Origin of the sequence: Actinotalea sp. (assembly GCF_035443605.1) — a bacterium.
In the GTDB taxonomy this organism is placed as follows: Bacteria; Actinomycetota; Actinomycetes; order Actinomycetales; family Cellulomonadaceae; genus Actinotalea.
The window spans coordinates 1-23,151 of the sequence record NZ_DAORSQ010000039.1 but is presented as its reverse complement, the minus strand read 5'-3'; the positions used below and the strand labels follow the sequence as shown (position 1 = coordinate 23,151).

Annotated in this window: 22 protein-coding genes and 1 riboswitch; of the genes, 10 read left to right on the top strand and 12 right to left on the bottom strand. The window is 75.9% G+C overall.

The window, feature by feature from the left end; translation table 11 throughout:
- Positions 1-824 (bottom strand): NADP-dependent isocitrate dehydrogenase (locus PKY62_RS06275; RefSeq protein WP_324535853.1); only part of this gene is annotated, 824 nt, incomplete at its 3' end.
- Positions 825-1,045: 221 nt separating this feature from the next.
- On the opposite strand from PKY62_RS06275, the gene PKY62_RS06270 reads away from it, so the two are divergent.
- Positions 1,046-1,978 (top strand): MIP/aquaporin family protein, encoded by a 933-nt coding sequence (locus tag PKY62_RS06270; protein ID WP_324535852.1) that lies wholly within the window; start codon positions 1,046-1,048, stop codon positions 1,976-1,978.
- Positions 1,979-2,033: 55 nt separating this feature from the next.
- Here the strand turns inward: PKY62_RS06270 and PKY62_RS06265 are convergent, their stop codons facing one another.
- Positions 2,034-2,297 (bottom strand): DUF3017 domain-containing protein, encoded by a 264-nt coding sequence (locus tag PKY62_RS06265; RefSeq protein ID WP_324535851.1) that lies wholly within the window; start codon positions 2,295-2,297, stop codon positions 2,034-2,036.
- A 24-nt stretch (positions 2,298-2,321) separates the two neighbouring features.
- Between PKY62_RS06265 and PKY62_RS06260 the strand changes: the two genes are divergently transcribed.
- Entirely contained in the window at positions 2,322-3,641 is a 1,320-nt protein-coding gene (locus PKY62_RS06260) for an FAD-dependent oxidoreductase (protein WP_324535850.1), read from the top strand.
- A gap of 36 nt (positions 3,642-3,677) precedes the next feature.
- Here the strand turns inward: PKY62_RS06260 and PKY62_RS06255 are convergent, their stop codons facing one another.
- Positions 3,678-4,448, bottom strand: coding sequence for a DUF4386 domain-containing protein (locus PKY62_RS06255; RefSeq protein ID WP_324535849.1), 771 nt, complete (start codon positions 4,446-4,448; stop codon positions 3,678-3,680).
- A 97-nt stretch (positions 4,449-4,545) separates the two neighbouring features.
- On the opposite strand from PKY62_RS06255, the gene PKY62_RS06250 reads away from it, so the two are divergent.
- A complete protein-coding gene (locus tag PKY62_RS06250; RefSeq protein ID WP_324535848.1) occupies positions 4,546-5,253 on the top strand; it encodes a TetR/AcrR family transcriptional regulator in 708 nt (235 codons plus the stop codon).
- 43 nt (positions 5,254-5,296) lie between these two features.
- Positions 5,297-5,863 carry a GNAT family N-acetyltransferase gene (locus PKY62_RS06245; protein ID WP_324535847.1) on the top strand — a complete coding sequence of 189 codons (567 nt, stop codon included), beginning with the start codon at positions 5,297-5,299 and terminating at the stop codon, positions 5,861-5,863.
- Positions 5,864-5,898: 35 nt separating this feature from the next.
- Here the strand turns inward: PKY62_RS06245 and purH are convergent, their stop codons facing one another.
- Positions 5,899-7,530: a bifunctional phosphoribosylaminoimidazolecarboxamide formyltransferase/IMP cyclohydrolase gene (gene purH / locus PKY62_RS06240; protein ID WP_324535846.1), complete on the bottom strand. Its 1,632-nt coding sequence runs from the start codon at positions 7,528-7,530 to the stop codon at positions 5,899-5,901.
- A gap of 84 nt (positions 7,531-7,614) precedes the next feature.
- Positions 7,615-7,703, bottom strand: a riboswitch (ZMP/ZTP riboswitch).
- Between the two features lie 469 nt (positions 7,704-8,172).
- Entirely contained in the window at positions 8,173-8,793 is a 621-nt protein-coding gene (gene purN / locus PKY62_RS06235; protein ID WP_324535854.1) for a phosphoribosylglycinamide formyltransferase, read from the bottom strand.
- 156 nt (positions 8,794-8,949) lie between these two features.
- Between purN and PKY62_RS06230 the strand changes: the two genes are divergently transcribed.
- A complete protein-coding gene (locus PKY62_RS06230; protein ID WP_324535845.1) occupies positions 8,950-9,477 on the top strand; it encodes a hypothetical protein in 528 nt (175 codons plus the stop codon).
- Positions 9,478-9,504: 27 nt separating this feature from the next.
- Here PKY62_RS06230 and PKY62_RS06225 read toward each other — a convergent pair whose 3' ends face one another.
- From PKY62_RS06225 to sucC, 3 genes are all read right to left on the bottom strand, one after another.
- Positions 9,505-10,926, bottom strand: coding sequence for a cell division protein PerM (locus PKY62_RS06225; protein WP_324535844.1), 1,422 nt, complete (start codon positions 10,924-10,926; stop codon positions 9,505-9,507).
- Between the two features lie 113 nt (positions 10,927-11,039).
- Positions 11,040-11,930: a succinate--CoA ligase subunit alpha gene (sucD, locus tag PKY62_RS06220; protein ID WP_324535843.1), complete on the bottom strand. Its 891-nt coding sequence runs from the start codon at positions 11,928-11,930 to the stop codon at positions 11,040-11,042.
- 44 nt (positions 11,931-11,974) lie between these two features.
- Positions 11,975-13,156 carry an ADP-forming succinate--CoA ligase subunit beta gene (gene sucC / locus PKY62_RS06215; RefSeq protein ID WP_324535842.1) on the bottom strand — a complete coding sequence of 394 codons (1,182 nt, stop codon included), beginning with the start codon at positions 13,154-13,156 and terminating at the stop codon, positions 11,975-11,977.
- 186 nt (positions 13,157-13,342) lie between these two features.
- Between sucC and PKY62_RS06210 the strand changes: the two genes are divergently transcribed.
- The 3 genes from PKY62_RS06210 (at position 13,343) to PKY62_RS06200 (ending at position 15,580) form a co-directional block, all read left to right on the top strand.
- Positions 13,343-13,567, top strand: a complete 225-nt coding sequence (locus PKY62_RS06210; protein WP_324535841.1) for an RNA polymerase subunit sigma-70 — start codon at positions 13,343-13,345, stop codon at positions 13,565-13,567.
- Positions 13,567-14,100, top strand: coding sequence for a Clp protease N-terminal domain-containing protein (locus tag PKY62_RS06205; protein ID WP_324535840.1), 534 nt, complete (start codon positions 13,567-13,569; stop codon positions 14,098-14,100). Before PKY62_RS06210 ends, PKY62_RS06205 begins: the two co-directional genes overlap by 1 nt.
- 106 nt (positions 14,101-14,206) lie before the next feature.
- Positions 14,207-15,580, top strand: a complete 1,374-nt coding sequence (locus PKY62_RS06200; RefSeq protein WP_324535839.1) for a chloride channel protein — start codon at positions 14,207-14,209, stop codon at positions 15,578-15,580.
- Here the strand turns inward: PKY62_RS06200 and PKY62_RS06195 are convergent.
- The 3 genes from PKY62_RS06195 to PKY62_RS06185 form a co-directional block, all read right to left on the bottom strand.
- A complete protein-coding gene (locus PKY62_RS06195) occupies positions 15,556-18,207 on the bottom strand; it encodes a UvrD-helicase domain-containing protein (protein WP_324535838.1) in 2,652 nt (883 codons plus the stop codon). The genes PKY62_RS06200 and PKY62_RS06195 overlap by 25 nt on opposite strands.
- 66 nt (positions 18,208-18,273) lie before the next feature.
- On the bottom strand, positions 18,274-18,942 hold the full coding sequence (locus PKY62_RS06190; RefSeq protein WP_324535837.1) for a LuxR C-terminal-related transcriptional regulator: 669 nt from the start codon (positions 18,940-18,942) through the stop codon (positions 18,274-18,276).
- Between the two features lie 23 nt (positions 18,943-18,965).
- A complete protein-coding gene (locus PKY62_RS06185; protein ID WP_324535836.1) occupies positions 18,966-20,192 on the bottom strand; it encodes a PspC domain-containing protein in 1,227 nt (408 codons plus the stop codon).
- 192 nt (positions 20,193-20,384) lie between these two features.
- Here PKY62_RS06185 and PKY62_RS06180 point away from each other — a divergent pair, with 192 nt between their 5' ends.
- Together PKY62_RS06180 and PKY62_RS06175 are read left to right on the top strand one after the other, a co-directional pair.
- A complete protein-coding gene (locus PKY62_RS06180) occupies positions 20,385-22,052 on the top strand; it encodes a PspC domain-containing protein (protein ID WP_324535835.1) in 1,668 nt (555 codons plus the stop codon).
- The gene (locus PKY62_RS06175) at positions 22,049-22,450 is read left to right on the top strand and encodes a hypothetical protein (RefSeq protein WP_324535834.1); all 402 of its coding nucleotides are present in this window, start codon (positions 22,049-22,051) and stop codon (positions 22,448-22,450) included. The genes PKY62_RS06180 and PKY62_RS06175 overlap by 4 nt, the downstream gene beginning before the upstream one ends.
- 91 nt (positions 22,451-22,541) lie before the next feature.
- Here the strand turns inward: PKY62_RS06175 and PKY62_RS06170 are convergent, their stop codons facing one another.
- Positions 22,542-22,991 carry an aromatic ring-opening dioxygenase LigA gene (locus tag PKY62_RS06170; protein WP_324535833.1) on the bottom strand — a complete coding sequence of 150 codons (450 nt, stop codon included), beginning with the start codon at positions 22,989-22,991 and terminating at the stop codon, positions 22,542-22,544.
- Between the last annotated feature and the right edge of the window lie 160 nt (positions 22,992-23,151).

Here is a 23,151-nt window from a genome sequence, read left to right as displayed (position 1 = left end):
TCGCCGTCGTAGTTCTTGCACGCCCAGACGTAGCCGCCCTCCCACTTCATGGCCGCGGCGACCATGTCGTCGATGAGGCGGTGCTCGTAGGTCAGGCCCCGCTCGGCGAACGCCGCCGCGTACTCGGCCTCGAAGACCTCGGCGAAGATGTCCTTGAACGCGCCGTCGTACGCCTTGAGGATCGTGTTCTTGGTCGACAGGTAGACCGGGTAGCCGCGCTGCAGGCCGTAGGCGAACGAGGCCCGGGCGAAGTCGCGGATCGAGTCGTTGAAGTTGTACATGCCCATCGCCACGCCGCCGCCGTCGGGGTAGGTGACGACCTGCTGGTGGATCGGCTCGGAGCCGTCCGCCGGGGTGAAGGTCATGGTGAGCACGCCGGCGCCGGGGACCTTGAAGTTGGTCGCGCGGTACTGGTCGCCGAAGGCGTGCCGGCCGATGATGATCGGCTTGTTCCAGCCCGGGACCAGGCGCGGGATGTTGGAGATGATGATCGGCTCGCGGAAGACGACGCCGCCGAGGATGTTGCGGATGGTCCCGTTGGGCGACAGCCACATCTTCTTGAGGCCGAACTCCTCGACGCGGGCCTCGTCCGGCGTGATCGTGGCGCACTTGACGCCGACGCCGTGCTCCTTGATCGCGTGGGCCGCGTCGATGGTCACCTGGTCGTCTGTGGCGTCGCGGTTCTCGATCGACAGGTCGAAGTAGCGCAGGTCGATCTCGAGGTACGGGTGGATGAGGCGGTCCTTGATGAACTGCCAGATGATCCGGGTCATCTCGTCGCCGTCCAGCTCGACGACCGGTCCGACGACCGTGATCTTGCCCATGCGGCACTCCCGTGGCTCCGAGGAAAGGGTGGCGCGGCACGCGGCCGCACTGTGCGCCAGGTTACTCGACATCGAGAGACCTCCGAGTGGCGAGCGAGCGACGCCCGAGCGGACGGTCGAGCCCGGCGGGCACGCTGCCGGCCGGCTCGGGGCTCGCCGACAGGAGACGGTGGCATGATGCCCGACGGCGGCGCACCGGGCGCGGCCGAGAGGGGACCCGCATGTCCAGCACCGAGCCCACGCCCGCACCGTCGCTCGACGGGCCCGACCCGTCGGCCGTCGAGGTCATCGAGGTCATCGAGGACGACCTCCTCGGCTACGACGAGATCGCGCTCGTCGCCGGCCCGCCCGCGCCCGAGCACGGCCTGCTCACGCGCGTGGGCGCCGAGGTCGTCGGCACCCTGGGGATCGTGCTCGCCGTGGTCGGCACCCTGCTCTACACGGGCCTGTCCGGGGCCGGCGCCGTGGGCGTCGCCCTCGCCGGCGGGGCGGCGCTCGCCGGGCTCACCGCGACGTTCGGGCGGGTGTCGGGCGCGCACTTCAACCCGGCCGTGACGCTCGCAGCGGCCCTGACCGGCCGGACCGCGTGGCTCGACGCGCTGCTCTACGTCGTCGCCCAGGTGCTCGGCGCCGTGCTCGCCGTGGCCGTGCTCTTCGTCACCGTGCCGGCGGCCCTGCCGGGCCTGGTCGACACGGTCAACCCCGAGGCGACCGCCGCCGACTTCCTGGCGATCACCGCCAACGGCTGGGGCGCGGGCTCGCCGCTGTCCGTCCTGTCGAGCGGCAGCGTGACCTTCGGCCTGGCCGCGGCCCTGCTCGTCGAGGCGCTGGCGACCGCCCTGCTCGTCGCCGTCGTCCTCGGCACCTCGGCCCGCCGCAGCGGCGCCGTCGCGATCGGCCTGACCTACGCCTCGATGCTGCTCGTCGCCGGCCCCGTGACCAACGCCGCGCTCAACCCGGCCCGCGCCACGGCCGTCGCGCTGCTCAGCGCGGGCTCGGACACCCTCGCGCTGACCCAGCTGTGGGGGTTCTGGCTGGCCGCGCTGCTGGGCGGGGCCGCCGTCGGCCTGGCCGTCCTGGCCTTCGGGCGGACCGTGACGGAGCCGCTCGAGATCGTCCTCGACGGCGAGACCGAGAGCGTCGTCGTCCGCTGACGGTGACCGGGCGCGCGGCCGACCGGTCGCGCGTCCGGCGCTCGAGCGGGCGGGCTCAGACGCCCGGGCTGGTGGCGAGCACGCCGATCCCGACCGCGAGCGCGGTGAGCACCGTCACGTCGGCCCACGTCGACCGGACGGCGACCCCCTCGGGCCGGCGGCCCCGTAGCACCAGGCGCGCTGCCGCGGCGCCCGCGAGGGTCGCGGCGAGCAGGACGGCCCCGAGCTGGACGTCGACCAGGGTCCCGACGGCCGTGACGACCGCGATGAGGGCGACGACCAGCCACAGCGCGGGTGCGTGGTGCCCTTCGAACGTCACGGTCCGTGAGACTACCGTGAGGCCGTGAGCGCCGACCGGACCCCCACGGCACCGCGCCACCTCGTGGTGGTGGGCGCCGGTCTGGCCGGCGCGCAGGCCGTCGCGGCGGCCCGCTCCCAGGGGTTCGCGGGCCGGATCACCCTGCTGGGGGCCGAGGGTGTCGAGCCGTACGACCGGCCGCCCCTCTCGAAGGAGCTGTTCACCCGGACCTCCCCCGCGTGGCTGGGCGAGGAGCTCGGCACGGACCAGACGGCCGCAGACGACGTCCGGCTCGGCGAACCCGCGACCGGCCTGGCCACCGGCCCCCACGGCGTCGTGGTCCGCACCGCGGGCGGCGAGATCAGGGCCGACGCGGTGGTGCTGGCGACGGGTTCGCGGCCCGTGCTGCCCGACGGGTGGCGGGGCACGACCCTGCACACGCACGACGACGCCGCCCGGCTGCGCGCCGCGCTGCGGCCCAGGACGCGCCTGGTGGTGGTCGGGGCCGGCTGGGTGGGTGCGGAGGTGGCCGGGGTCGCGGCGCGCGCCGGGGTCGACGTGACCGTGGTCGAGGCCGCCGACGCCCCGCTCGCGGGGGCGCTGGGGGCGACGGTCGGGGGGCTGACCCGGCCCTGGTACGCGGCTGCGGGGGTGCGGCTGCTGACCGGCGTGCGGGTGGTCGAGGTCGCTGGAACGGGCGGGCCCGGTGCGGCGACCGGGCTCGGCGGGACCGTCACGCTCGGCGACGGCGAGGTCGTCGACGCCGACGTGGTGCTGGTCGCCGTCGGAGCGCGGCCCGCCTCCGGCTGGCTGGTCGGGGCCCTGCCGCTCGAGCCAGACGGCTCGATCGCCGTCGGGCCCGCGTACCTCGTGCCAGGGACCCACGGCCGCGTGGCGGCGGTCGGCGACCTGGCCCTGCGCTCCTCGCCGCGCCACGGTCCCGTGCCCGGCGGCCACTGGGACGGCGCCCTGCGCGGGCCGGCCGTCGCCGTCGCCGCGCTGCTCGCCGGCCCGCTGGGCGCGGCACCGGACGGGCAGCCCGCCGGCCGCGGCCGTGCGCCCGGTGCCGACGCCGCCCCCGCGACCTCGTCGGACCCCACCCCCTACGTCTTCTCGACGCAGCTGGGTCACGACCTCGGGCTGCTCGGGGTGCCGGGCGAGGCGGGCGACCTCGTCCTGCGCGGCGACCCCGCCGGCACCGGCTGGTCGGCCCTGTGGTTCACCCCCGGGACCGACGAGCTGACCGCGGTGCTCGCCGTCGACCGGCCCCGCGACGTCGGTGCGGCGCGACGGCTGCTCGCCGGCCCTGCCCTGCCCCGGGTGGACCGCACGGCGGCGGCCGACCCGGACCGGCCGCTGCGCTGAGCCGGCGACCGCCCCGTCGCCCCGCCATCCGACCGCTCAGCGCGCGCCGTGGCGACGCACGCCGAGGAGGCAGAGGTAGCCCACCATCCACAGCTCGCCGACCGTCGCCGGCGCGGTCAGCAGGTCGCTGACGACGCCCGCGTCGGGGATCAGGTAGCCGGCGAAGGACGAGGCGACGTAGCCGACGCCCCCGACCATCAGCACCCGGCCCAGGAGGCTCGGCATCCAGCCGGACCGCCACGCCAGCCAGCCCATCGGGATGAGCCACAGACCGAAGAACAGTCCGCCGGCCGCCCAGAGGTGACCGCTGATGACGTACAGCAGCTGGGTGGTCGCGGCGGCCCCGCCAGCCGCGGCCAGCGCGGGGTCCGCGCCGACGTCGAGCGCCGTGGCGAGGAGCGCGGCGCTGCCCAGGATCGCCACCGCGTTGACCAGGCCGAACGCGGCGATCGCCCCGGCGGCGACGGAGCTGACGCTGCGGAACAGGCGGTAGAACCACACCGCGACCAGGGCCTGGGTCAGCACGACGCCCAGCTCGACGGCGATGCCGGCGCGCGCGAGCCATGGCTGCTCCACCAGGTTCGCCAGCGTCTGCGCCGGGTCGTCGGCGACGAAGACCTGGTTGCGGATCATGAGGAAGCTCAGCATGCCGGTGACGGCCAGGCCGAGGTAGAGCAGCCCGGTCGTGCGCGCCGTGCGGACGAGCTCCGGGGTGACCGGCTGCTGCCCGATGGCTGCGGCGACCGCTGCGTCGGTGACGTCGGTGACGTCGGTGGCAGGGACGTGGGTGGTGGTCGAGGTGGTCATGTCGCTCTCCTGTCGTGACCTTACGGCGTAAGGATCTCTTACGCCGTAAGGCTGCCATACGTTGTAAGGTAGCGCAAGAGGGGAAGAGGAGACGCCGATGACCGAACGCGCGGTACGCACGCCCCTGAGCCGCGAGCGCGTGCTGGCGGCCGCGATGCGGCTGGCCGACGACGAGGGCCTGCCGGCGGTCACCATGCGCCGGCTGGCCACCGACGTCGGCGTCGAGGCGATGTCGCTCTACCACCACGTTCCGGGCAAGGAAGGGCTCCTCGACGGGCTCGCCGAGGCCGTGCTCGGTGAGATCACCGCGGCGGTCGACGCTCGCGCCGCGCGGGACGACGACTGGCGCTCCGCCCTGCGGCACCGCTGCCTCGCCGCCCGCGAGGTCATGGTGCGTCACCGCTGGGCACCCGGGCTGCTCGGCACCCGCGCGAGCCTTCCGCCTGGCCTGTACGCGTACTACGAGGCGATCCTCGCGACCATGGTCACCGGGGGCCTCAGCTACCACCTCGCCCACCGTGGCATCCACGCGCTCGGCACGATGGTGCTGGGCTTCACCCAGGAGCTGTTCACCCCCGCTGCCGACGGCGGCACGATGGACGAGGAGGCCGCCGAGGCCGAGCTCGTCGCGATGGCCGCCGCGCTGCCCCACCTCACCGCGATGGTCGCGGCCGAGGTGCACGACCACGAGGAGGACCCGCTCGGCTGGTGCGACAGCCAGGACGAGTTCGAGTTCACCCTCGACCTGCTCCTCGACGGGCTGCACCGGGCCGCGGCGGACGGCGCGGATCGCGCGCCGCGCTGAGACCCGGCCTGCGGCACGCCGAGCGGCTGGCTAGCGTGGGGCGATGACCGAGACCCGCTCCGCCGTCGGGCGCTTCGACGACGTCGCCGCGGTCGTCGGGACGAAGCGGCCCGACGCCGGCGGCTGCTGGTGCATGAGCTACCGCGACTCCCGCGTGCCCAACCTCGAGCGCCCGGCCTTCCTGCGTGGCCTGTGCGCCGCAGAGCCGGGTCCAGGCGTCCTCGCGTACGTCGACGGCGACGTCGCGGGCTGGTGCTCCGTCGCCCCCCGCAGCACGTACCGCCGGCTGATGGCCTCGCGCACCATCCCGTTCCTCGACGACCGCGACGCCTGGAGCGCCGTCTGCTTCGTCGTGCGACCCGGCCATCGCGGTCGCGGGCTCATGCACGTGCTGCTCGACGCCGCCGTCGGGCACGCCGCCGCGCACGGCGCCGAGGTGATCGAGGGCTACCCCGTCGAGAGTGCCGGAACCAGGGTCGACGTCATCTCCGGGTACGTCGGGACGGTCGAGCTGTTCGAGGCCCACGGGTTCCACCGGGCGGGCCCCACCACCGCCCACAGCGGGCACCGCGAGCGCTGGATCATGCGCAGGGAGCTGTCGTCCGACTGACCCGTGCGGACTGCTGGGCCCGATCTGCACCGCCCTCAGTGGGCGAAGTGCCGCGTGCCCGTGAGGTACATCGTCACGCCGGCGGCCTGGGCGGCCGCCACCACCTCGGCGTCCCGCACGGACCCGCCCGGCTGGACGACGGCCCGCACCCCCGCGTCGAGCAGCACCTGCAGGCCGTCGGCGAACGGGAAGAAGGCGTCCGACGCCGCGACCGCACCGCGCGCCCGCTCGACGTCGCCCGTGTTGGCCCGCTCGACCGCGAGCCGGCAGGAGTCGACCCGGTTCACCTGGCCCATGCCCACGCCGACCGAGGCGCCGTCGTGCGCCAGGAGGATCGCGTTGGACTTCACGGCGCGCACCGCGCGCCAGGCGAACGCGAGGTCCGCCAGCGTCGCGGCGTCGGCCGGCTCGCCCGAGGCCAGGGTCCATGCCGCCGCCGCGTCGCCGCCGCCGTCGACCACGGCGTCGATCCCGTCGCGCTGCTGCAGCAGCATCCCGCCGCTGATGGGGCGCATCTCCACGCCGGAGGCCGTGGGTGCGGCGACCCGCAGCACGCGGACGTTCTTCTTCGCGGCGAGCACCTCGAGGGCGCCGGGCTCGAAGTCGGGTGCCAGGACCACCTCGGTGAAGACCGGCGCGATCTGCTCGGCCGCCGCGACGCTCAGCGGCCGGTTGGTCGCGATGACGCCGCCGAACGCCGAGACCGGGTCGCACGCGTGGGCCCGGGCGTGCGCCTGGGCGACGTCGACACCCACGGCGATGCCGCACGGGTTGGCGTGCTTGATGATCGCGACGGCGGGGGCGTCGTGGTCGTGCGCGGCGCGCCAGGCGGCGTCGGCGTCGACGTAGTTGTTGTAGCTCATCTCCTTGCCGTGCAGCTGGGTGGCCGTGGCGAGGCCGGAGGGCCGGTAGCCGTTCGTGTAGAGCGCGGCGCTCTGGTGCGGGTTCTCGCCGTAGCGCAGCACGGCCGTGCGGTCCCACGTGCCGCCCACCCACGCCGGGAAGCCGGTCGAGACGCCGTCGACGGCGTCGGTCGGCGCCAGCACGTTGCCCATCCAGGACGCGACGGCGACGTCGTAGGTTGCCGTGTGCACGAACGCCGCCGCGGCGAGCGCCCGGCGCTGGTCGAGCGTGAACCCACCCTGCGCGACGGCAGCGACGACGCCGTCGTACCCCGCGGGGTCCACGACGACGGCGACGCTGGGGTGGTTCTTGGCCGCGGCGCGGACCATCGACGGCCCGCCGATGTCGATCTGCTCGACGACCTCGTCCTGGCCGGCGCCCGAGGCGACGGTCGCGGCGAACGGGTAGAGGTTGACGACGACGAGCTCGAACGGCTCGACGCCCAGCTCGGCGAGCTGCGCGGCGTGGTCGGGCTTGCGCAGGTCCGCGAGGATCCCGGCGTGCACGTGCGGGTGCAGCGTCTTGACCCTGCCCTCGAGGCACTCGGGGAAGCCCGTCAGCTGCTCGACGGGCGTGACGGGCACCCCGGCGGCGGCGATCGTGGCGGCGGTGGAGCCGGTGGAGACGAGCTCCACGCCCGCACCGTGCAGCGCGGTCGCGAGGCCGACGAGGCCCGTCTTGTCGTAGACGCTGAGCAGCGCGCGACGGATCGGGCGGCGCGCGTCGGGGGCGATCGGGGCGGGGGTCGGCTGGCTCGACGTCATGACATCTCCTGGCTCGTGCGTGCTCGTGCGTGCTCGTGCTGGGGCGGCACAGCCCACGCGGTGCCCGCGGGGGCTCGGTCGGCACCCAGGCACCCAGGCGGACGGTGCACGGCAGGGAACTGCGGCCGCTCCCCGGTGGTTGGACCCACCTCACGCCAGTCACGGCCGGGGCGAGTCTAGCCGAGGGCTGGCCGGCTCAGAGGTCCGCCAGGACCCGCGCCCTGGCCGCGGCCCGCTCGTCCTCGCTGATCACGCCGCGGGCGTGCAGCGCGTCGAGCTCGGCGAGCCGCTCCTCGACGCTGCGGACCGCGGCCGCTGCCCCCGTGCCCCCCCCGGGCCGGTGCGAGCGCCTGGCTCTGCAGCAGGCGCGCGGCCAGCTCGGCGTCCACCGTCGTCGGGTCGATCCCGTGCCGGACGAGGCGGCCGGTGCTGCGCACGACGAGGACGACGACCACCACCGCCCCGATGCCGATGGCGACGAGCCCCGCCGACCACAGGAGGTCGAACGACGCCGGTACCAGGACCGTCGGATCGGCCATGTCTCCCCCCGCGCTCGTCACCGGCGGCGGTGCCGGCTCCTCGCCACCCTAGCCAACCGTCGGACACACCGACGGGGGCCCTCGGCCGACCGACCGCGGGGGGTCAGCCGGGGTCGACGAGCCGCGCGCGGCCGTGCTCGAGGACGATCCCGCCGCGCACGGCCCGTGCGACGACGTCGACGAGCAGGTCGCGCTCGACAACCTTGATGCGCTTGTGCAGCGCCGCCTCGTCGTCGCCGTCGTGCACCTGGACGGCGGCCTGCGCGAGGATCGGGCCGGTGTCGACGCCCTCGTCGACCAGGTGGACCGTGCAGCCCGTGACCCGCACGCCGTGCGCCAGGGCGTCGCGCACCGCATGGGCGCCGGGGAAGGACGGCAGCAGGGCCGGGTGGGTGTTGAGCACACGGCCGCCGTGCCGGGCGAGGAAGGCCGGGCCGAGGATCCGCATGAAGCCGGCGCAGACCACCCACGCGGGGTCGACGACGCCCACGGCCTGCGCGAGCGCCGCGTCCCACACCGCGCGGTCTGCGAAGTCGCCGGGCGCGACGACGACCGTGGGCACGCCGGCGCCGCGGGCCACCTCGAGCCCGCCGGCCGCCGGGGTGTCGCTCACGACGGCGACCACGCGGGCCGGGAATCCCGGCGCGGCCTGGGCCGCGAGGAGAGCGGCGAGGGTGGAGCCGGCGCCGGAGAGCAGCACGACGACGCGCGCCGGGCTGGGCACGACGGCGGGCCGTGGGCGGGGCGGCTGGGCGTCGGGCGAGGGCGGCGAGGCGGGCACGGGCCGACCCTAGCCCGTGGCCGCGACGGGGGCACCGACGGTCCGGGGTGGGACACTGGCGACGACGCGGCGCGCAGCCCGCTGGACCCGAGGAGCACCGTGACCAACCCCTACGCACCGCCGCAGCGCGGTCGCGACGGTGCGCCACGACCGGTCGACCGCCCGGAGGACGCGCACCGGCACGAGCCCGCCCGGCACCCCGACCGCCCCCCGACGCCCGACCCCCCGCCGCCGGACCCGGTGGCACTGCGTGCGGCCACCCGCCAGGTGCTGCACTTCGCGCTGCTGCTGCTCGCCGCGCTGGCCACGTCGAGCCTCCTCCTGCCGTGGCAGGTCATCGCCCTCGTCCTCACGCTGGCTGCCCTCGTGGTCGGGGTGCGCGCGATGGTCACCGTCATCCGGCTCCGGGTGCGCGGCACGCTGGCACCGGCCCTGGGCGTGGGGCTCGGGCTCGCGGCGCTGCTCGCGCTGTCGTTGACCACCGCGCTGGCACTGTGGCCGCTCCAGATGCAGCTGCAGGAGTGCCAGCGCGACGCCCTGACGATCTCGGCCACCCAGGCCTGCCAGACCCAGTTCGACGACGCCCTGCGCGACCGCCTGGACACCACCCCGCCCGCGGGGGGATGACGGACCCGCCGGTCGGCCCGCGGCCGGTCAGCCGTGCGACGTCGTCCCACGGATCGCGGCCCAGGCCGACCGGGACGCGCGGCGCACGCCCCCGCGGACCACCGGGTCGCCCGGCACCGCGACGAGGAAGGCCCCGGCGAGCACCAGCCCGGCGACGGCGAGTCCCACGAGCGCCACCGACCCGCCGACGACGGCAAGTCGCCCCGGCCCGGCCGAGCCGCCCGACAGCGCCGTGGCGACCGCGGCCAGGGTGCCCGCCGTGACGCCGGCGAGCAGGGCTGCGAGCGGCGCCTCCCAGACGCGCGACGTGCGCAGCGTGCGATGCAGCCACCAGCCGGCCAGCGCGCCGCAGAGCACCACGAGCAGGGGCGCCCAGCGTGCCGCGCCGCCCTCGGCGCCCTCGGGAGGCAGCGCGCCGAGCAGCGGGAGCGCCGGCAGCGGGCCGCCGACGACGTGGCCGGGCGACCACACGGTCCCCGCGCCGACCGCGAAGCCGGGGCCGGCCAACCAGGCCACGGACCAGCCCACGAGGTTCGGCAGCAGCGCGAGCTGGCCGACCGCCAGGACGGCGCCGCCGAACACGTCCAGGCCGAGCGCCGCCACCACGTCCCCGGTCGCGGCGCGGCCCATCAGCACCCAGGCGGCCGTGACGAGCGCGGCGACGGCGAGGAGCGACGACGCGGCGATCGCGCCAGCGGTCCCGCCCACGCGCGCGATCGCCGGGAGGCGCGACCAGGCGGGCCGGGTCGCCTCGCGCAGCGCCCGGGCCGCGATCATGCCGCTGCCCAGGCCCACGGCCGCGACCAGCCCCGCGCCGACCACCAGGCGCACCACCGCACCCGGGCCAGCACCGAGCGGACCGGCGGGGCCGACGCCGAGCGCCACGACGCCCACCATGGCCAGGTAGCCGCCGATGCCCGCGAGCCACGCGGAGCGGGTGGGGCGGGCGGTCCGCCGCGCCGAGGCGGCGGCGGTGAACACCGCGAGCACCGTCATCCCGAGCGGCACGAGCGTGACGCTCCCCCCGCCCGCGTCGACCGACGCGCCGTGGCCGAGCAGCCACAGCACGGCGCCGACGGCCACGGAGCGCGGCCAGCCGATCTCGGCGTTGGCCGGGTCGGCCGACGTCGCGACGTACGCGGCCATGGTCGGGACGACGACGACGAGGAACGAGAGCAGCGCCGCCTGGGCGCCCGCGAGCAGCCCGGAGACCCACCGGGGCGCGCCGTCCGTCGCACCGCCAGCCCGGCCAGGGCGACCGGGTCCCGACGGGGACCGCCGCAGCAGGCCACCGGCACGGGCACGGCCGCGGTCGACGACGTCGCGCCAGCGCTCGACGAGCGCTCCCGCGGCGCGGGGCGCCGGCGCCGCGGGCGGGGTCCCGCGACCGGTCGCCGCCGTGCGCGGGCGCGTGGCTGCGCGGGCGGGGGGCACGGGCGGACGACTCACCCGGCCATCGTCCCTGGCGTCGGCGACCGACCCGGTCTCGCCGCGCCGAGGGGCGGCGGGGAGTCGGCCGAGGGTCGGCCGACGGTCGGCGGGGGGCCGCCCGGCTCAGCGGGTCAGGCCGACAGGATCGCCCGCATGAGCGCAGCGGTCTCCGACGGGGTCTTGCCCACGGCCACGCCGGCGGCCTCGAGGGCCTCCTTCTTGGCCTGGGCCGTGCCCGATGACCCGGAGACGATGGCGCCCGCGTGGCCCATCGTCTTGCCCTCGGGGGCGGTGAAGCCCGCGACGTAGCCCACGACGGGCTTGGTGACGTGCTCGGCGATGAACGCCGCCGCGCGCTCCTCGGCGTCACCGCCGATCTCGCCGATCATGACGATCGCGTCCGTGTCGGGGTCGGCCTCGAAGGCCGCGAGGGCGTCGATGTGGGTGGTCCCGATGATCGGGTCGCCACCGATGCCGATCGCGGTCGAGAACCCGAAGTCCCGCAGCTCGTACATCATCTGGTAGGTCAGGGTCCCGGACTTGGAGACGAGGCCCACCCGGCCCGCACCCGAGATGTCCGCCGGGATGATCCCGACGTTCGACCGGCCGGGGCTGATGATGCCCGGGCAGTTGGGGCCGATGAGCCGCACCCCGGCCGCCTGCGCCGCGGTGAAGAACTCGGCCGTGTCCGCCACCGGGACGCCCTCGGTGATGATGACGACCAGCGGGATGCGCGCCTCGATCGCCTCGAGCACGGCGCCCTTGGTGTGCGCGGGCGGAACGAAGACCACGGACACGTCCGCCCCGGTCGCGGCCATCGCCTCGGCGACCGTGCCGAACACCGGCACGGCGACCTCGCCGTCCGGCCCGGGGAAGGTGACGCTCGTGCCGGCCTTGCGCGGGTTGACGCCGCCGACGACGGCGGTCCCCCCCGCGAGCATCCGGGTGGTGTGCTTGGTGCCCTCGGCGCCCGTCATGCCCTGGACGATGACCCGGGAGGCCTCGGTGAGGAAGATCGCCATGGTGGTTCGTTTCTCCGGTCGGGTCGGTCAGGCGGCTGGGACGGTCACGGTGCGGCGGTGGCGGCGTGCGCGAGGCGCGCGGCCTCGTCGGCCCCGCCGTCCATCGTGTCCGCCAGGGTGACCAGCGGGTGGGCGGCCGCGGCGAGGATCGCGCGACCCTCGGCGACGTTGTTGCCGTCGAGGCGCACCACCAGCGGCTTGGTCGCGTGGTCGCCGAGGATGTCCAGCGCCGCGACGATGCCGTTGGCGACGGCGTCGCACGCGGTGATCCCGCCGAAGACGTTGACGAAGACGGCGTGCACCTGGGGGTCGGACAGGATGATGTCCAGCCCGGCGGCCATGACCGACGCCGAGGCGCCGCCGCCGATGTCGAGGAAGTTGGCCGGCTTGACCCCGCCGTGCGCCTCGCCCGCGTACGCGACGACGTCGAGCGTGCTCATGACGAGCCCCGCACCGTTGCCGATGACGCCCACGGAGCCGTCGAGCTTGACGTAGTTGAGGTCCGCGTCCTTGGCCCGCGCCTCGAGCGGGTCGGCGGCGGCGGTGTCCTCGAGCTCGGCGTGGTCGGGGTGGCGGAAGCCCGCGTTCTCGTCGAGCGTGACCTTGCCGTCCAGGGCGACGACGGCGCCGTCGGTGGTCCGGACCAGCGGGTTGACCTCGACGAGGGTGGCGTCCTCCTCGCGGTACACCGTCCAGAGCTTCTGGATGACCTCGGCGACCTGCGGCGCGACGTCGGCCGCGAAGCCGGCTGCGGCGACGATCTCGGCCGCCTTGGCCGCGTCGATGCCGACGATGGGGTCCACCGCGACCCTGGCGAGCGCGTCGGGGCGCTCGACGGCGAGCTGCTCGATCTCCATGCCTCCCTCGACGGAGCACATCGCCAGGTAGCGGCGCTCGGCGCGGTCCAGCAGCACGGAGAAGTAGTACTCCTCGGCGATCCGGGCGCCGGCCGCGACCATGACGCGGTGGACGGTGTGCCCCTTGATGTCCATGCCGAGGATCTCGCCGGCCTTCTCGCCCGCCTCGTCGGGGTTGTGCGCGAGCTTGACGCCACCGGCCTTGCCGCGTCCGCCGGTCTTCACCTGGGCCTTGACGACGACCGTCCCGCCGCCGAGGCGCTCCGCGGCGGCGCGGGCCTCCTGCGGGGTCGTGGCGACGATGCCGCCCAGCACGGGCACGCCGTGCTTCTCGAAGACGTCCCGCGCCTGGTACTCGAACAGGTCCACCCTGCCCCGCCCTTCCTGGATCCCGGCCGCGTGGGGCCACGTCGCCGGGACCGATGGTAGCCGGGGGCCGGAGGTCTCTTCACATCGAGAGACCGCGGCACGCGGCACCCCGGCGCGGCGGCGACCCTGCCACCCGGCGTCAACGTGGGTTGACATCCGGTAGCGCGTCAACCTAGATTGACAGGCATGACCGAGATCCCCTCGCTCCAGGAGGCCGTGGGCGCCGAGCCCGGCACGGGCCTGCGGGCCGTGCGTTCCCTGCGTCTGCTGGCCGATCGCCTCGAGGACCTCCAGGTGAGCAGGGCGCGGACGCTGGGCTGGACCTGGCAGGAGATCGCCGACCAGCTCGGGGTGACCCGGCAGGCGGTGCACAAGAAGCACGGTGCCGCACGAGACCCCCGGAGGGCATGATGTTCGATCGGTTCACCCGCGGCGCACGCGCCGTCGTCGTCGACGCCCAGGTGCACGCCCGCCGGCTGGGCTCGCCGCGGATCGGCCCCGAGCACCTCGTGCTCGCCGCGCTCGTCGCCGAGGGACCGACGGCCCGGGCACTGCACGACGCCGGGCTGCGCGCCCCCGCCCTGGAGGCCGTCATCGCCCCGGCAGACGACATCGACGCCGAGGCCCTCGGCGCGATCGGCATCGACCTCGGTGCCGTCACCCGCGCTGCCGACGAGCTGTTCGGCGCCGGGGCGTTCGACTCGGCAGGAGCCCGCACGCGCGGCCGGGCCGGTCGGCACCTGCCGTTCACCGCCGAGGCGAAGGAGGCCCTCGTGGTCGCCCTGCGCGAGGCGAGGCTGCTCGGCGACCGCGAGATCCGGACCGAGCACGTCGTGCTCGGCGCCACCGCACCCGGCGGCGGCGGCGCCAGGGCGCTCGACCGGTGCGGGGTCGACGCCGAGGCCGTCCGGGCGGCGCTGCTCGCCGCCCGGGACGCCGCCTGATCCCCCGCCACCGGCCCCTGGCCAGCGGGCGCACGCGCTCGTCCCGGCGGCGCCCGCCGGCCCCGAGGACTGGCGCCCCGGGGGTCGCACCCGGGACGCTGGGCCGATGACCGACCAGCCCGACGCCTCCGCGACCCCGGCCGCGACCCCGGTGGGCACGGGCGCGCCACGGGCGGGAGCCGTCGCGCCGGCCCCGGCGCGGGTCCGGACCGCGCGCCTGCTCGCCCTCGCGGCGCTGCTCGGCGGGGTCGTCTCGGTGGTCGCGTACGTGTTCGTCGTCCTCGTGCACGAGGCGACGCACCTCGTCTGGGTGGCCCTGCCCGGCCTGTGGGGCGCCGACGAGCCGCCGGCGTGGTGGGTGGTGACCGTGCTCGTCGTCGGTGCCGCGGCGGTGCACGGGGCCGTGCGACTCCCGGGGCACGGCGGGCACCATCCGCTCGACGGCCTGGCGTTCGACATCGGACCGCGCGCACTGGGCTCGACCCTGCTCGCGGCGCTGGCCACGCTCGTGGCGGGCGCCGTCGTCGGGCCCGAGGCGCCGCTGCTCGCGATCGGCACCGCGCTCGCGCTGACCGTCTCCACGCGGGTCGCGCGCGGCGAGGTCCAGCCCCTCGTGCTGGCCACCGCCGCGGCGGCCCTCGGCGTGGTCTTCGGCAACCCCCTCGTGACCGGCATCCTGGTGCTCGAGTCCCTCGTCCTGGCCGGCGAGCAGGTGGGGCGTCGCGAGCTGCTGCTGCACCGCCTGCTGCCGCTGCTCGCGGCGCTCGGCACCGGCTACGTCGTCCGTGTGGGGCTCGGCGGGTGGACCGGTGTGCCCGTGCCGTCGCTCGCGATCGACGGCCTCGAGGCCTACCCGTCGGCGCTCGTGGTGGACCTGCTCGTGGGCGTCCCGCTGGCCCTGGCCGTCGCGGCGCTGGTGATCGGCGCGACGAGCGGGGCCACCTGGCTGCGCGGGCACGCGGGCAGCAGGCCGCTGGCAGCCCTCCTGACGGGCGCGCTCGCGGTGGCGGCGCTGGCCCTCGCCGTCCGGGCCGCCACCGGCGAGCCGGTGACCATGGTGCTGTTCTCGGGCCAGTCCGACCTGGGCGCGGCCGTGCGGCTCACCGGCGTGGGTGCGCTCCTGGCCGTGGCCGCCGCCAAGGCGCTCGCCTACGGCCTGAGCCTCGGCGCGGGGTTCCGCGGCGGCACGGTGTTCCCCGCGGTCTTCGTCGGCGCCACGCTCGGCGCGGCCGCGCACGCCCTGGTGCCGGCCACGTCCCTGCCGGGGCTCGTGGCCGTCGGGATCGCCGCCGGGACCGGTGCGGTGCTCGCGCTGCCGTTCACCGCCGTGCTCCTCGCGGTGCTGACGCTCTCGCCCGCCGGCGCGGCCGTCACCGTCCCGGCGGTGCTGGGGTCCGTGCTGGCCGTCGTCGCGACCACGGCGGCCGCCGACCGCTCGGCGCGGCGGCGGGCGGCTCAGAGCCTGGTGACGGGCGAGTAGCGCAGCAGCAGCCGCTTGGTCCCGGACGCGCCGAAGTCGATCTTCGCGACGGCGTTCGGGCCGGTCCCCTCGACGCCGACGACCGTGCCGAGGCCGTACGCGTCGTGCGTCACGCGGTCGCCGAGGGCCAGCGACGGGACCTGGTCAGCGGGGCGGGGCGTGGCCGAGCCGAACGTGGCGCCCGTGGAGGGCGTCGTGGTGCCGCGGGAGCCGGTGCCCGATGCGCCCGCGGCGCGGCGCGTCGTCACGGGACCGGAGCGCGCGCCGGACGCGCCCGGGCCGCCGTAGCCGGAGCCGCCCGAGCCCGAGCCGCCGCGCCCGCCCCACGCCGAGGCCCCGCCGCCCCAGCCGCTGCCGCCGGCGCGCAGCACCGCCATCGACGACTCGGCCCGACGCCAGTCGACGAGCTCCGGCGGGACGTCGTCGAGGAACCGGCTGGCCGGGAACTCGTTGGGCACGCCCCAGGCGGTGCGGACCGCGGCGCGCGAGATGTAGAGGCGCTGCCGGGCACGCGTGAGGCCGACGTACGCCAGGCGGCGCTCCTCGGCGAGCTGGTCCGGGTCCGCGAGCGACCGCATGTGCGGGAACGTGCCGTCCTCCCAGCCCGTGACGAAGACGACCGGGAACTCCAGCCCCTTCGCGGTGTGCAGGGTCATGAGCGTGACGACGCCCTGGTCCGGCCGTGGCGCCTCGCCCTCGGCCACGTCCTGGCTGGGGATCTGGTCGGAGTCGGCGACCAGCGACACCCGCTCGAGGAAGTCGGCCAGGTCGCCGTCGGGCTCGGACTGCTCGAACTCGGTCGCGACGGCGTGCAGCTCGGCGAGGTTCTCCACGCGGGACGCGTCCTGCGGGTCCTCGCTGCGGCGCAGCTCGGCGAGGTAGCCCGTCCGGTCGAGCACCTCGCCGAGCACCTCGCCGGGGCCGGCGCCGGAGGCGGCGAGCTCGCGCAGGCCCGCCATCATCTCGGCGAACGCCCGCAGGCCGACCACCGCACGGGTGCCCAGGCCCGGTGCCTCCTCGACCCGCTCGAGGGCGGCGCCGAACGAGATCCGCTCACGCTCGGCGAACGCGGCGAGCATCGCCTCGGAGCGGTCGCCCAGCCCGCGCTTGGGCACGTTGAGCACCCGGCGCAGGTTGACGTCGTCGTCCGGGTTGGCGATGGCGCGCAGGTAGGCGACGGCGTCCTTGACCTCGCGGCGCTCGTAGAACCGGGTGCCGCCGACCACCTTGTACGGCAGCCCCACCCGGATGAGCACCTCCTCCAGGGCGCGCGACTGGGCGTTGGCGCGGTAGAAGATCGCGACGTCCCCGGGCCGGACGCCCTCGGCGTCGGCGAGGCGGTCGATCTCCTCGGCGACGAACCGCGCCTCCTCGTGCTCGTTGTCGGCCACGTAGCCGACGATCTGCGGGCCGGCGCCCGCGTCCGTCCACAGCCGCTTGGCCGTGCGGCCGGTGTTGCGCGAGATGACCGCGTTGGCCGCCGAGAGGATGGTCTGGGTGGAGCGGTAGTTCTGCTCGAGCAGGATGGTGCGCGCGTCGGGGTAGTCGACCTCGAACTCGAGGATGTTGCGGATCGTGGCGCCGCGGAAGGCGTAGATGGACTGGTCGGCGTCGCCGACGACGGTCAGCTCCGCCGGGCCCGGGCCGGGCGGAGCGCCCTGGGCCGCATCGTCGTCGTGCGCCGCGTCGTGCGTGTCGTCGTGGGCTGCCGTGCCCCGTGCCCCTGCCGGGACGTGCGCGCGCGTCAGCTCGCGGACCAGCACGTACTGCGCATGGTTGGTGTCCTGGTACTCGTCGACGAGGATCTGGCGGAACCGGCGGCGGTAGTGCTCGGCGACCGCGGGGAACGCCTGGAGGAGGTTGACCGTCGTCATGATGAGGTCGTCGAAGTCCAGCGCGTGCGCCTGGCGCAGGCGGGCCTGGTAGCGCGTGTAGACGGCCGACAGCGCCTCGTCGAAGGCGTTGGCTGCGCCGGACGACGCCCCGGACGTCCGCGCGTAGGTCTCCGGGTCGACCAGCTCGTCCTTGAGGTTGGAGATCTTCGACGCCATGGCCTTGGCAGGGAACTTCTTCGGGTCGAGGTCCAGCTCGCGCCCCACGAGGGTGAGCAGGCGCTGGGAGTCGGCCGAGTCGTAGATCGAGAAGGACGAGCGCAGGCCGAGCGTCGCGGCCTCGCGGCGCAGGATCCGCACGCACGCGGAGTGGAAGGTCGAGACCCACATCGAGCGCGCCGCCGGGCCGACGAGCGTGGCGACACGCTCGCGCATCTCGGCCGCGGCCTTGTTGGTGAAGGTGATCGCGAGGACCTCCGACGGGCGCACGCGGCCCGTCGCGAGCTGGTGGGCGATCCGGTGGGTCAGCACGCGCGTCTTGCCGGAGCCCGCGCCGGCGACGATGAGCAGCGGGGAGCCGGTGTGCAGCACGGCGGCGCGCTGCTCGGGGTTGAGGCCCACCAGGAGGGCCTCCGCGCGGGCCTCGGCCTCGGCGCGACGCTCGGCCGCCGTGGTGCCCTGACGGTCGCCGGGGGCATCGTCGGGCGACTCGTGGTCGGGGCGGGGCGGCACCGCTGCGGGCAGGCGTGCGCCATCGAGGCCGGGCAGCGGGAGGTCGTCGAAGAGGGTCGTCATCGCGCGTCCAGGGTAGGCCGTGGGACCGACACCGGGGGTCGGCCGTCCGCGTCCGCCGGCCGGCCCTCAGAGCAGCCGGCGGGCCGCCGCCCAGCGCGTGAGCTCGTGGCGCGAGGAGAGCTGCAGCTTGCGCAGCACCGCGGAGACGTGGGACTCGACGGTCTTGATCGAGATGAACAGCTCCGAGGCCACCTCGCGGTAGCTGTACCCCCGCGCGATGAGGCGCATGACCTCGCGCTCCCGGGCGGACAGCCGGTCGAGCTCGTGGTCCCCGGTGGCGACGTCGCCGGCGGCGGTCCCGAAGGCGTCGAGCACGAAGCCCGCGAGCCTCGGCGAGAACACCGCGTCGCCACCGGCGACCCGACGCACGGCGTCGGACAGGTCCGGCCCGCTGATCGCCTTCGTGACGTACCCGCGCGCGCCGGCCCGGATGACGGCGACGACGTCCTCGGCGGCATCCGAGACGGACAGCGCCAGGAACCGGACCTCGGTCAGCAGGTCGGCGCACGCCGTGATGACCTCGGCCCCGCCGCCGCCCGAGCCGCCGGGCAGGTGCACGTCGAGCACGACGACGGGCGGGCGCAGCGCCCGGACCATCGCGATCGCCGCGTCGACGTCGTCCGCCTCGCCCAGCACGCGGATCGAGGCGTCGAGCGAGGCCCGCACCCCCGCACGGAACATCAGGTGGTCGTCGACGAGGACGACGTCGACGACGCCGTCGTCAGTGGTGCTCATGGTGACCTCCCGGGTCTCGAGGCTCATCCTGCCGCGACGGGCAGGCTGAGGTGCACCTCGGTGCCGCGCTCCGGCCTGCACACGACGGTCGCGGTGCCGCCGCGGCGCGTGATGCGACCGATGATCGACTCGCGCACGCCGAACCGGTCGGCCGGGACCTCGTCGAGCTCGAACCCGTCCCCGTGGTCCCGGACGAACACCTCGACGACGTCCGGCCGCGCCTCGAGGTAGAGCGAGAACGGCGGCCGGCCGTGCACCACGGCGTTGACGAGCGCCTCACGCGTCGCCTGGAGGAGCGACTCGGTCGCCGCGTCCGGCACGCGGTCCCCCACGACCACCGTCTCCACCGCCGCGCCACGGGCGTCCTCGACCTCCGCGACCAGGCCGTGCAGCTCCGCGGCCAGCGACGTGCCGGGGGTGGGCCGGTCGTCGTAGAGCCACGCGCGCAGCTCGCGCTCCTGCGCCCTGGCCAGGCGCGCGACGTCCTCGGGCTGGGTCGCCCTGGCCCGGATGAGGGCGAGGGTCTGGAGCACCGAGTCGTGCAGGTGCGCGGCGATGTCGGCTCGCTCGGCCTCGCGGGCGCGCGCGGCGCGCTCGTCGCCGAGCTCGCGGACGAGGCGCAGCCACCACGGCGCGAGGACCAGCGCGGCACCGGCGAGCACCGCGACCGCCGCGACGGCCGAGCGGAGCAGGTCCGCCATCGGCTCGTCCCGCCCGACGAGCAGGAAGACCCCGAGCCCGGCGAGCACCGTGCCACCCAGCAGCCGCACCACGCTCACCGGCGTGCGGCCACCCGCCCGCGCGAGCACCCGATCACGCTGGATGGTGTCGAGCTGGCTCCACGCGAGCGCGGTGCCCCCGAGCCCGATGAGCGCGGGCACGGCCCACGAGTAGGTGAGGTCGACGCCCTGGCGCGCGGCAACCAGCAGGCCGGCGCCGACGAGCAGGACGAGGCCCAGCCCGATGTCGGTCAGCGGGAGCCGCCGCCCCGGCTGGCGCAGGTGGGGCGCGAGCCGCGACAGCGCCGCCGGCCGCTGCGCCGCGAGCGCGGCGGGGTCGCCGGCGGGGACGGTCACCCAGAACCACACGTAGAGGAACGCCCCCGCGCCGCCGAGCGGGACGAGCAGCACGAGCACGAGGCGCACCGCGGCGACCGGCACAGCCAGGTGCGCGGCGAGCCCCGCGGCCACGCCACCGATGGCGCGGCCGCGCAGGGGCCGCCGCAGCGGGAGCCGACCGGTGCTCGTCACGGGAGCATCGTCACACGCCGGGCACGCGTCGCAGGGCTCCGACGGTGCGAATCAGGGGTCGGTCCGGGGTGGCGAGCGTGCGGCGCCGGGCGGCACCCCGAGGTGCGCTCAGGGCGCTGCCCCGCAGGATCAGGGTCGGATCAGGGCTGGCCCCGATACCCCGGCACCGGCGGCCGGGCCAGCATGGGAGCCATGGACGAGACCACACCCGAGACGGCCCCCGACCAGGGCGCCGCAGCGCAGCAGACCGGCGCACCCCACGCCCCGCAGAACGTGCCGCCGTACGCCCCGCAGCCGGGCGGGCAGGCCGGCGCGCACGGCTCCGACGGGTTCTTCGACTCGATCCGACGCTCCGGCCTCGTCCGCACCGACGAGCGCTGGGTCGGGGGCGTCGCCGGCGGCCTCGCGCTGCGGTTCGGCATCGACCCGCTCGTCGTGCGGGGGCTCCTCGCGGTCTCCGTGCTCTTCGGCGGCCTCGGCATGGTCCTCTACGGCCTGGGCTGGCTGCTGGTGCCCGATCAGCGCGACGGCCGGATCCACCTGCAGCAGCTGTTCCGCGGCGACGTGGACGTGGCCGTCGTCGGCGGCTTCGCCGTCCTCCTGTCCGGCCTGGCGTTCCCCAACCAGTGGGACCGGGGCATGTGGTGGGCGGCAGACGGCAGCTGGTGGCAGGCCGTGCTGTGGCTCAGCACCCTGGCGCTCGTGGTGGTGCTCGCGGTCGCCGCGGCCAGCCGCCGCGCCCAGCGCCCCCGTCCCCCGGCCGGCACCGCGTCCGCGGCGGGCCCGTCGACCACCCTGCGCCCCGGCGAGGGCCCGCGCCAGGCGGCGCCCCCGGCGGCATGGGGTGCACCGACCGGCCCCGCAGCACCTGCCGCGGCCACCTGGGCCGCACCGACCGGGCAGCAGCCCACCCACCCCACGATGGAAGGACCGTCGATGGACGACACCTCGTCCGCCACCACCGCCACGTGGGCCGCGGCGCCCACCGCGACCTACCCCACGCAGGCCTCAGCCGGCTACGGCAGCCCGTCCGGCCCGGCGTACGGCACCCCGGCGAGCCCGGCGTACGGCACCCCGGCGAGCCCGGCGTACGGAGCCGGCTTCGGCACCGCCCCGGTCGCGGGCTACGCCCCCGCCCCCGCGTGGCAGGCCGGCCCCGCGGGTCCCACGACCGTCCTGCCCCGTGACCGCCGCCGCGGCCCTGGCGCCGGCGCCATCGGCATCGTCGTCGGGCTCAGCCTGCTGACGCTCGCCGTCCTCCTCGCGGCGCAGCGCACCGGCGACTTCACCGGACCGGTCGCGCTGACGACCACCGCGGTCACCATCACCCTGCTCGGCCTGGCGATCATCGTCTCCGGCCTGCGCGGCCGCACCAGCGGCGGGCTCACCGGCCTCGCGATCCTCGGCGCGTTCATCGCCCTGCCCCTGTCCGCGGCGAACGCCGACGGCTGGGACGCGTGGGAGGGCTGGGACGGCGACCTGGGCAGCTCGACGGCCCTCGGCGACCTGCGGGCCACGCCGACGGACGTCGCGACGGCCGAGGCCGGCTTCTCCCTCGGCGCGGGCGACGCCCACATCGACCTCACCGCGCTGCCGCTCACGGGCGACACCGTCGACGTCCCGATCCAGATGGGCGCCGGTGACCTCACCGTTGTCGTCCCCCGGGGCGCGGCCTACACCGCCGAGGTCTCCATCATGGGCGGCGACGTCACGTGGCTCGGCGACACCACCGCCGGCCTGAGCGACGCCAACGGGCTCACCTTCGAGTCCCCCGCCGTGCTCGACGGCGCCGCCTCCGCGCTGGACATCACCGTGCGCGTCGGCGCCGGGACCGTCGAGTTCGTGGAGGAGGGGCGATGAGCGAGGACAGCACGCAGCAGATCCCGACCACCGATCCGGTGGAGCGGCCCACGCCGCTCGCGCCGAGGACGGAGCACCTCATGGACAGCACCACCACCGGGCCGGCCACGCAGGCCGTGCAGCCCACGACCGACCCCACGGGCACCACCCCGACCGCCGGCTGGTCCGATCCGGCCCAGGCCCCGCCCGTCGAGCCGGCGGCAGCCGGTCACCGCAGCATCCGCGTCGGCACCGTCGTCTGGGGCCTCGTGGTCGCGGCGGTCGGCCTGGGCCTCGTCGCCCTGGCGAGCGGCCTGACGTTCGACGTCGAGCTCGCCGTGATCGTGCTCCTCGTGGCGGCAGGGCTCGCCCTGCTCGTCGGCTCGCTCGCCACCGGGCTCCGGCACCGGGGGCGGTGAGCGGGGCCGGGAGGAGGGACCCGGGCCCCAGCACGACGAAGGCCGTCCGCACCCAGGTGCGGACGGCCTTCGTCGCGTGCGACGAGCGAGGTCAGACGGCTGCTTCGACCTTCGCCTCGACCGGGACGAGGCTGCGCAGGGCCCAGCCGACGAGGATGAACAGCACGCCCATGCCGGCGGCGAAGGCCGCGATGCCGAAGGCGATCACCGAGGTGAACAGCGAGGCGCGCAGGAACGAGCCGGTCTGCACGACGGCGCGCAGCGGGTCCTCGCGGTCCAGCTCGGCGTAGGTCTGGCCACCGGTGGCCTCGAGCGCGTGGGTGTTGATGATGTCGGCCTGGACGAAGGCGCCGAGCGGGCCGCTGACGGTGGTGCCCTGGAACGCCATGGCGTCGTCGGGGATGGTGATGTTCTCGGCGACGAGCTGGCTGCGCACGACGCCCCAGGTGACGCCTCCCGCGACGATGAGCAGGATGCCCGCGATGATCGCGACGAGCGCGACGATGCGGACGGGCTTGGTGTTGACGGCAGTGGTGGACATGGGGGGGTTCCCTTCCCAGGAATGTCGATCCGGCTCGGGGAACCCGCTCCGGAGAGCCCCCGCCGGGGCTCACAGGGAGAGCCTCACATGGTCGTTGAAGGTTCACCTAGGAGACTGCTGAACAAGGTGCCTGTCGCCGATGCTGGTGTCGTTGGGGCGT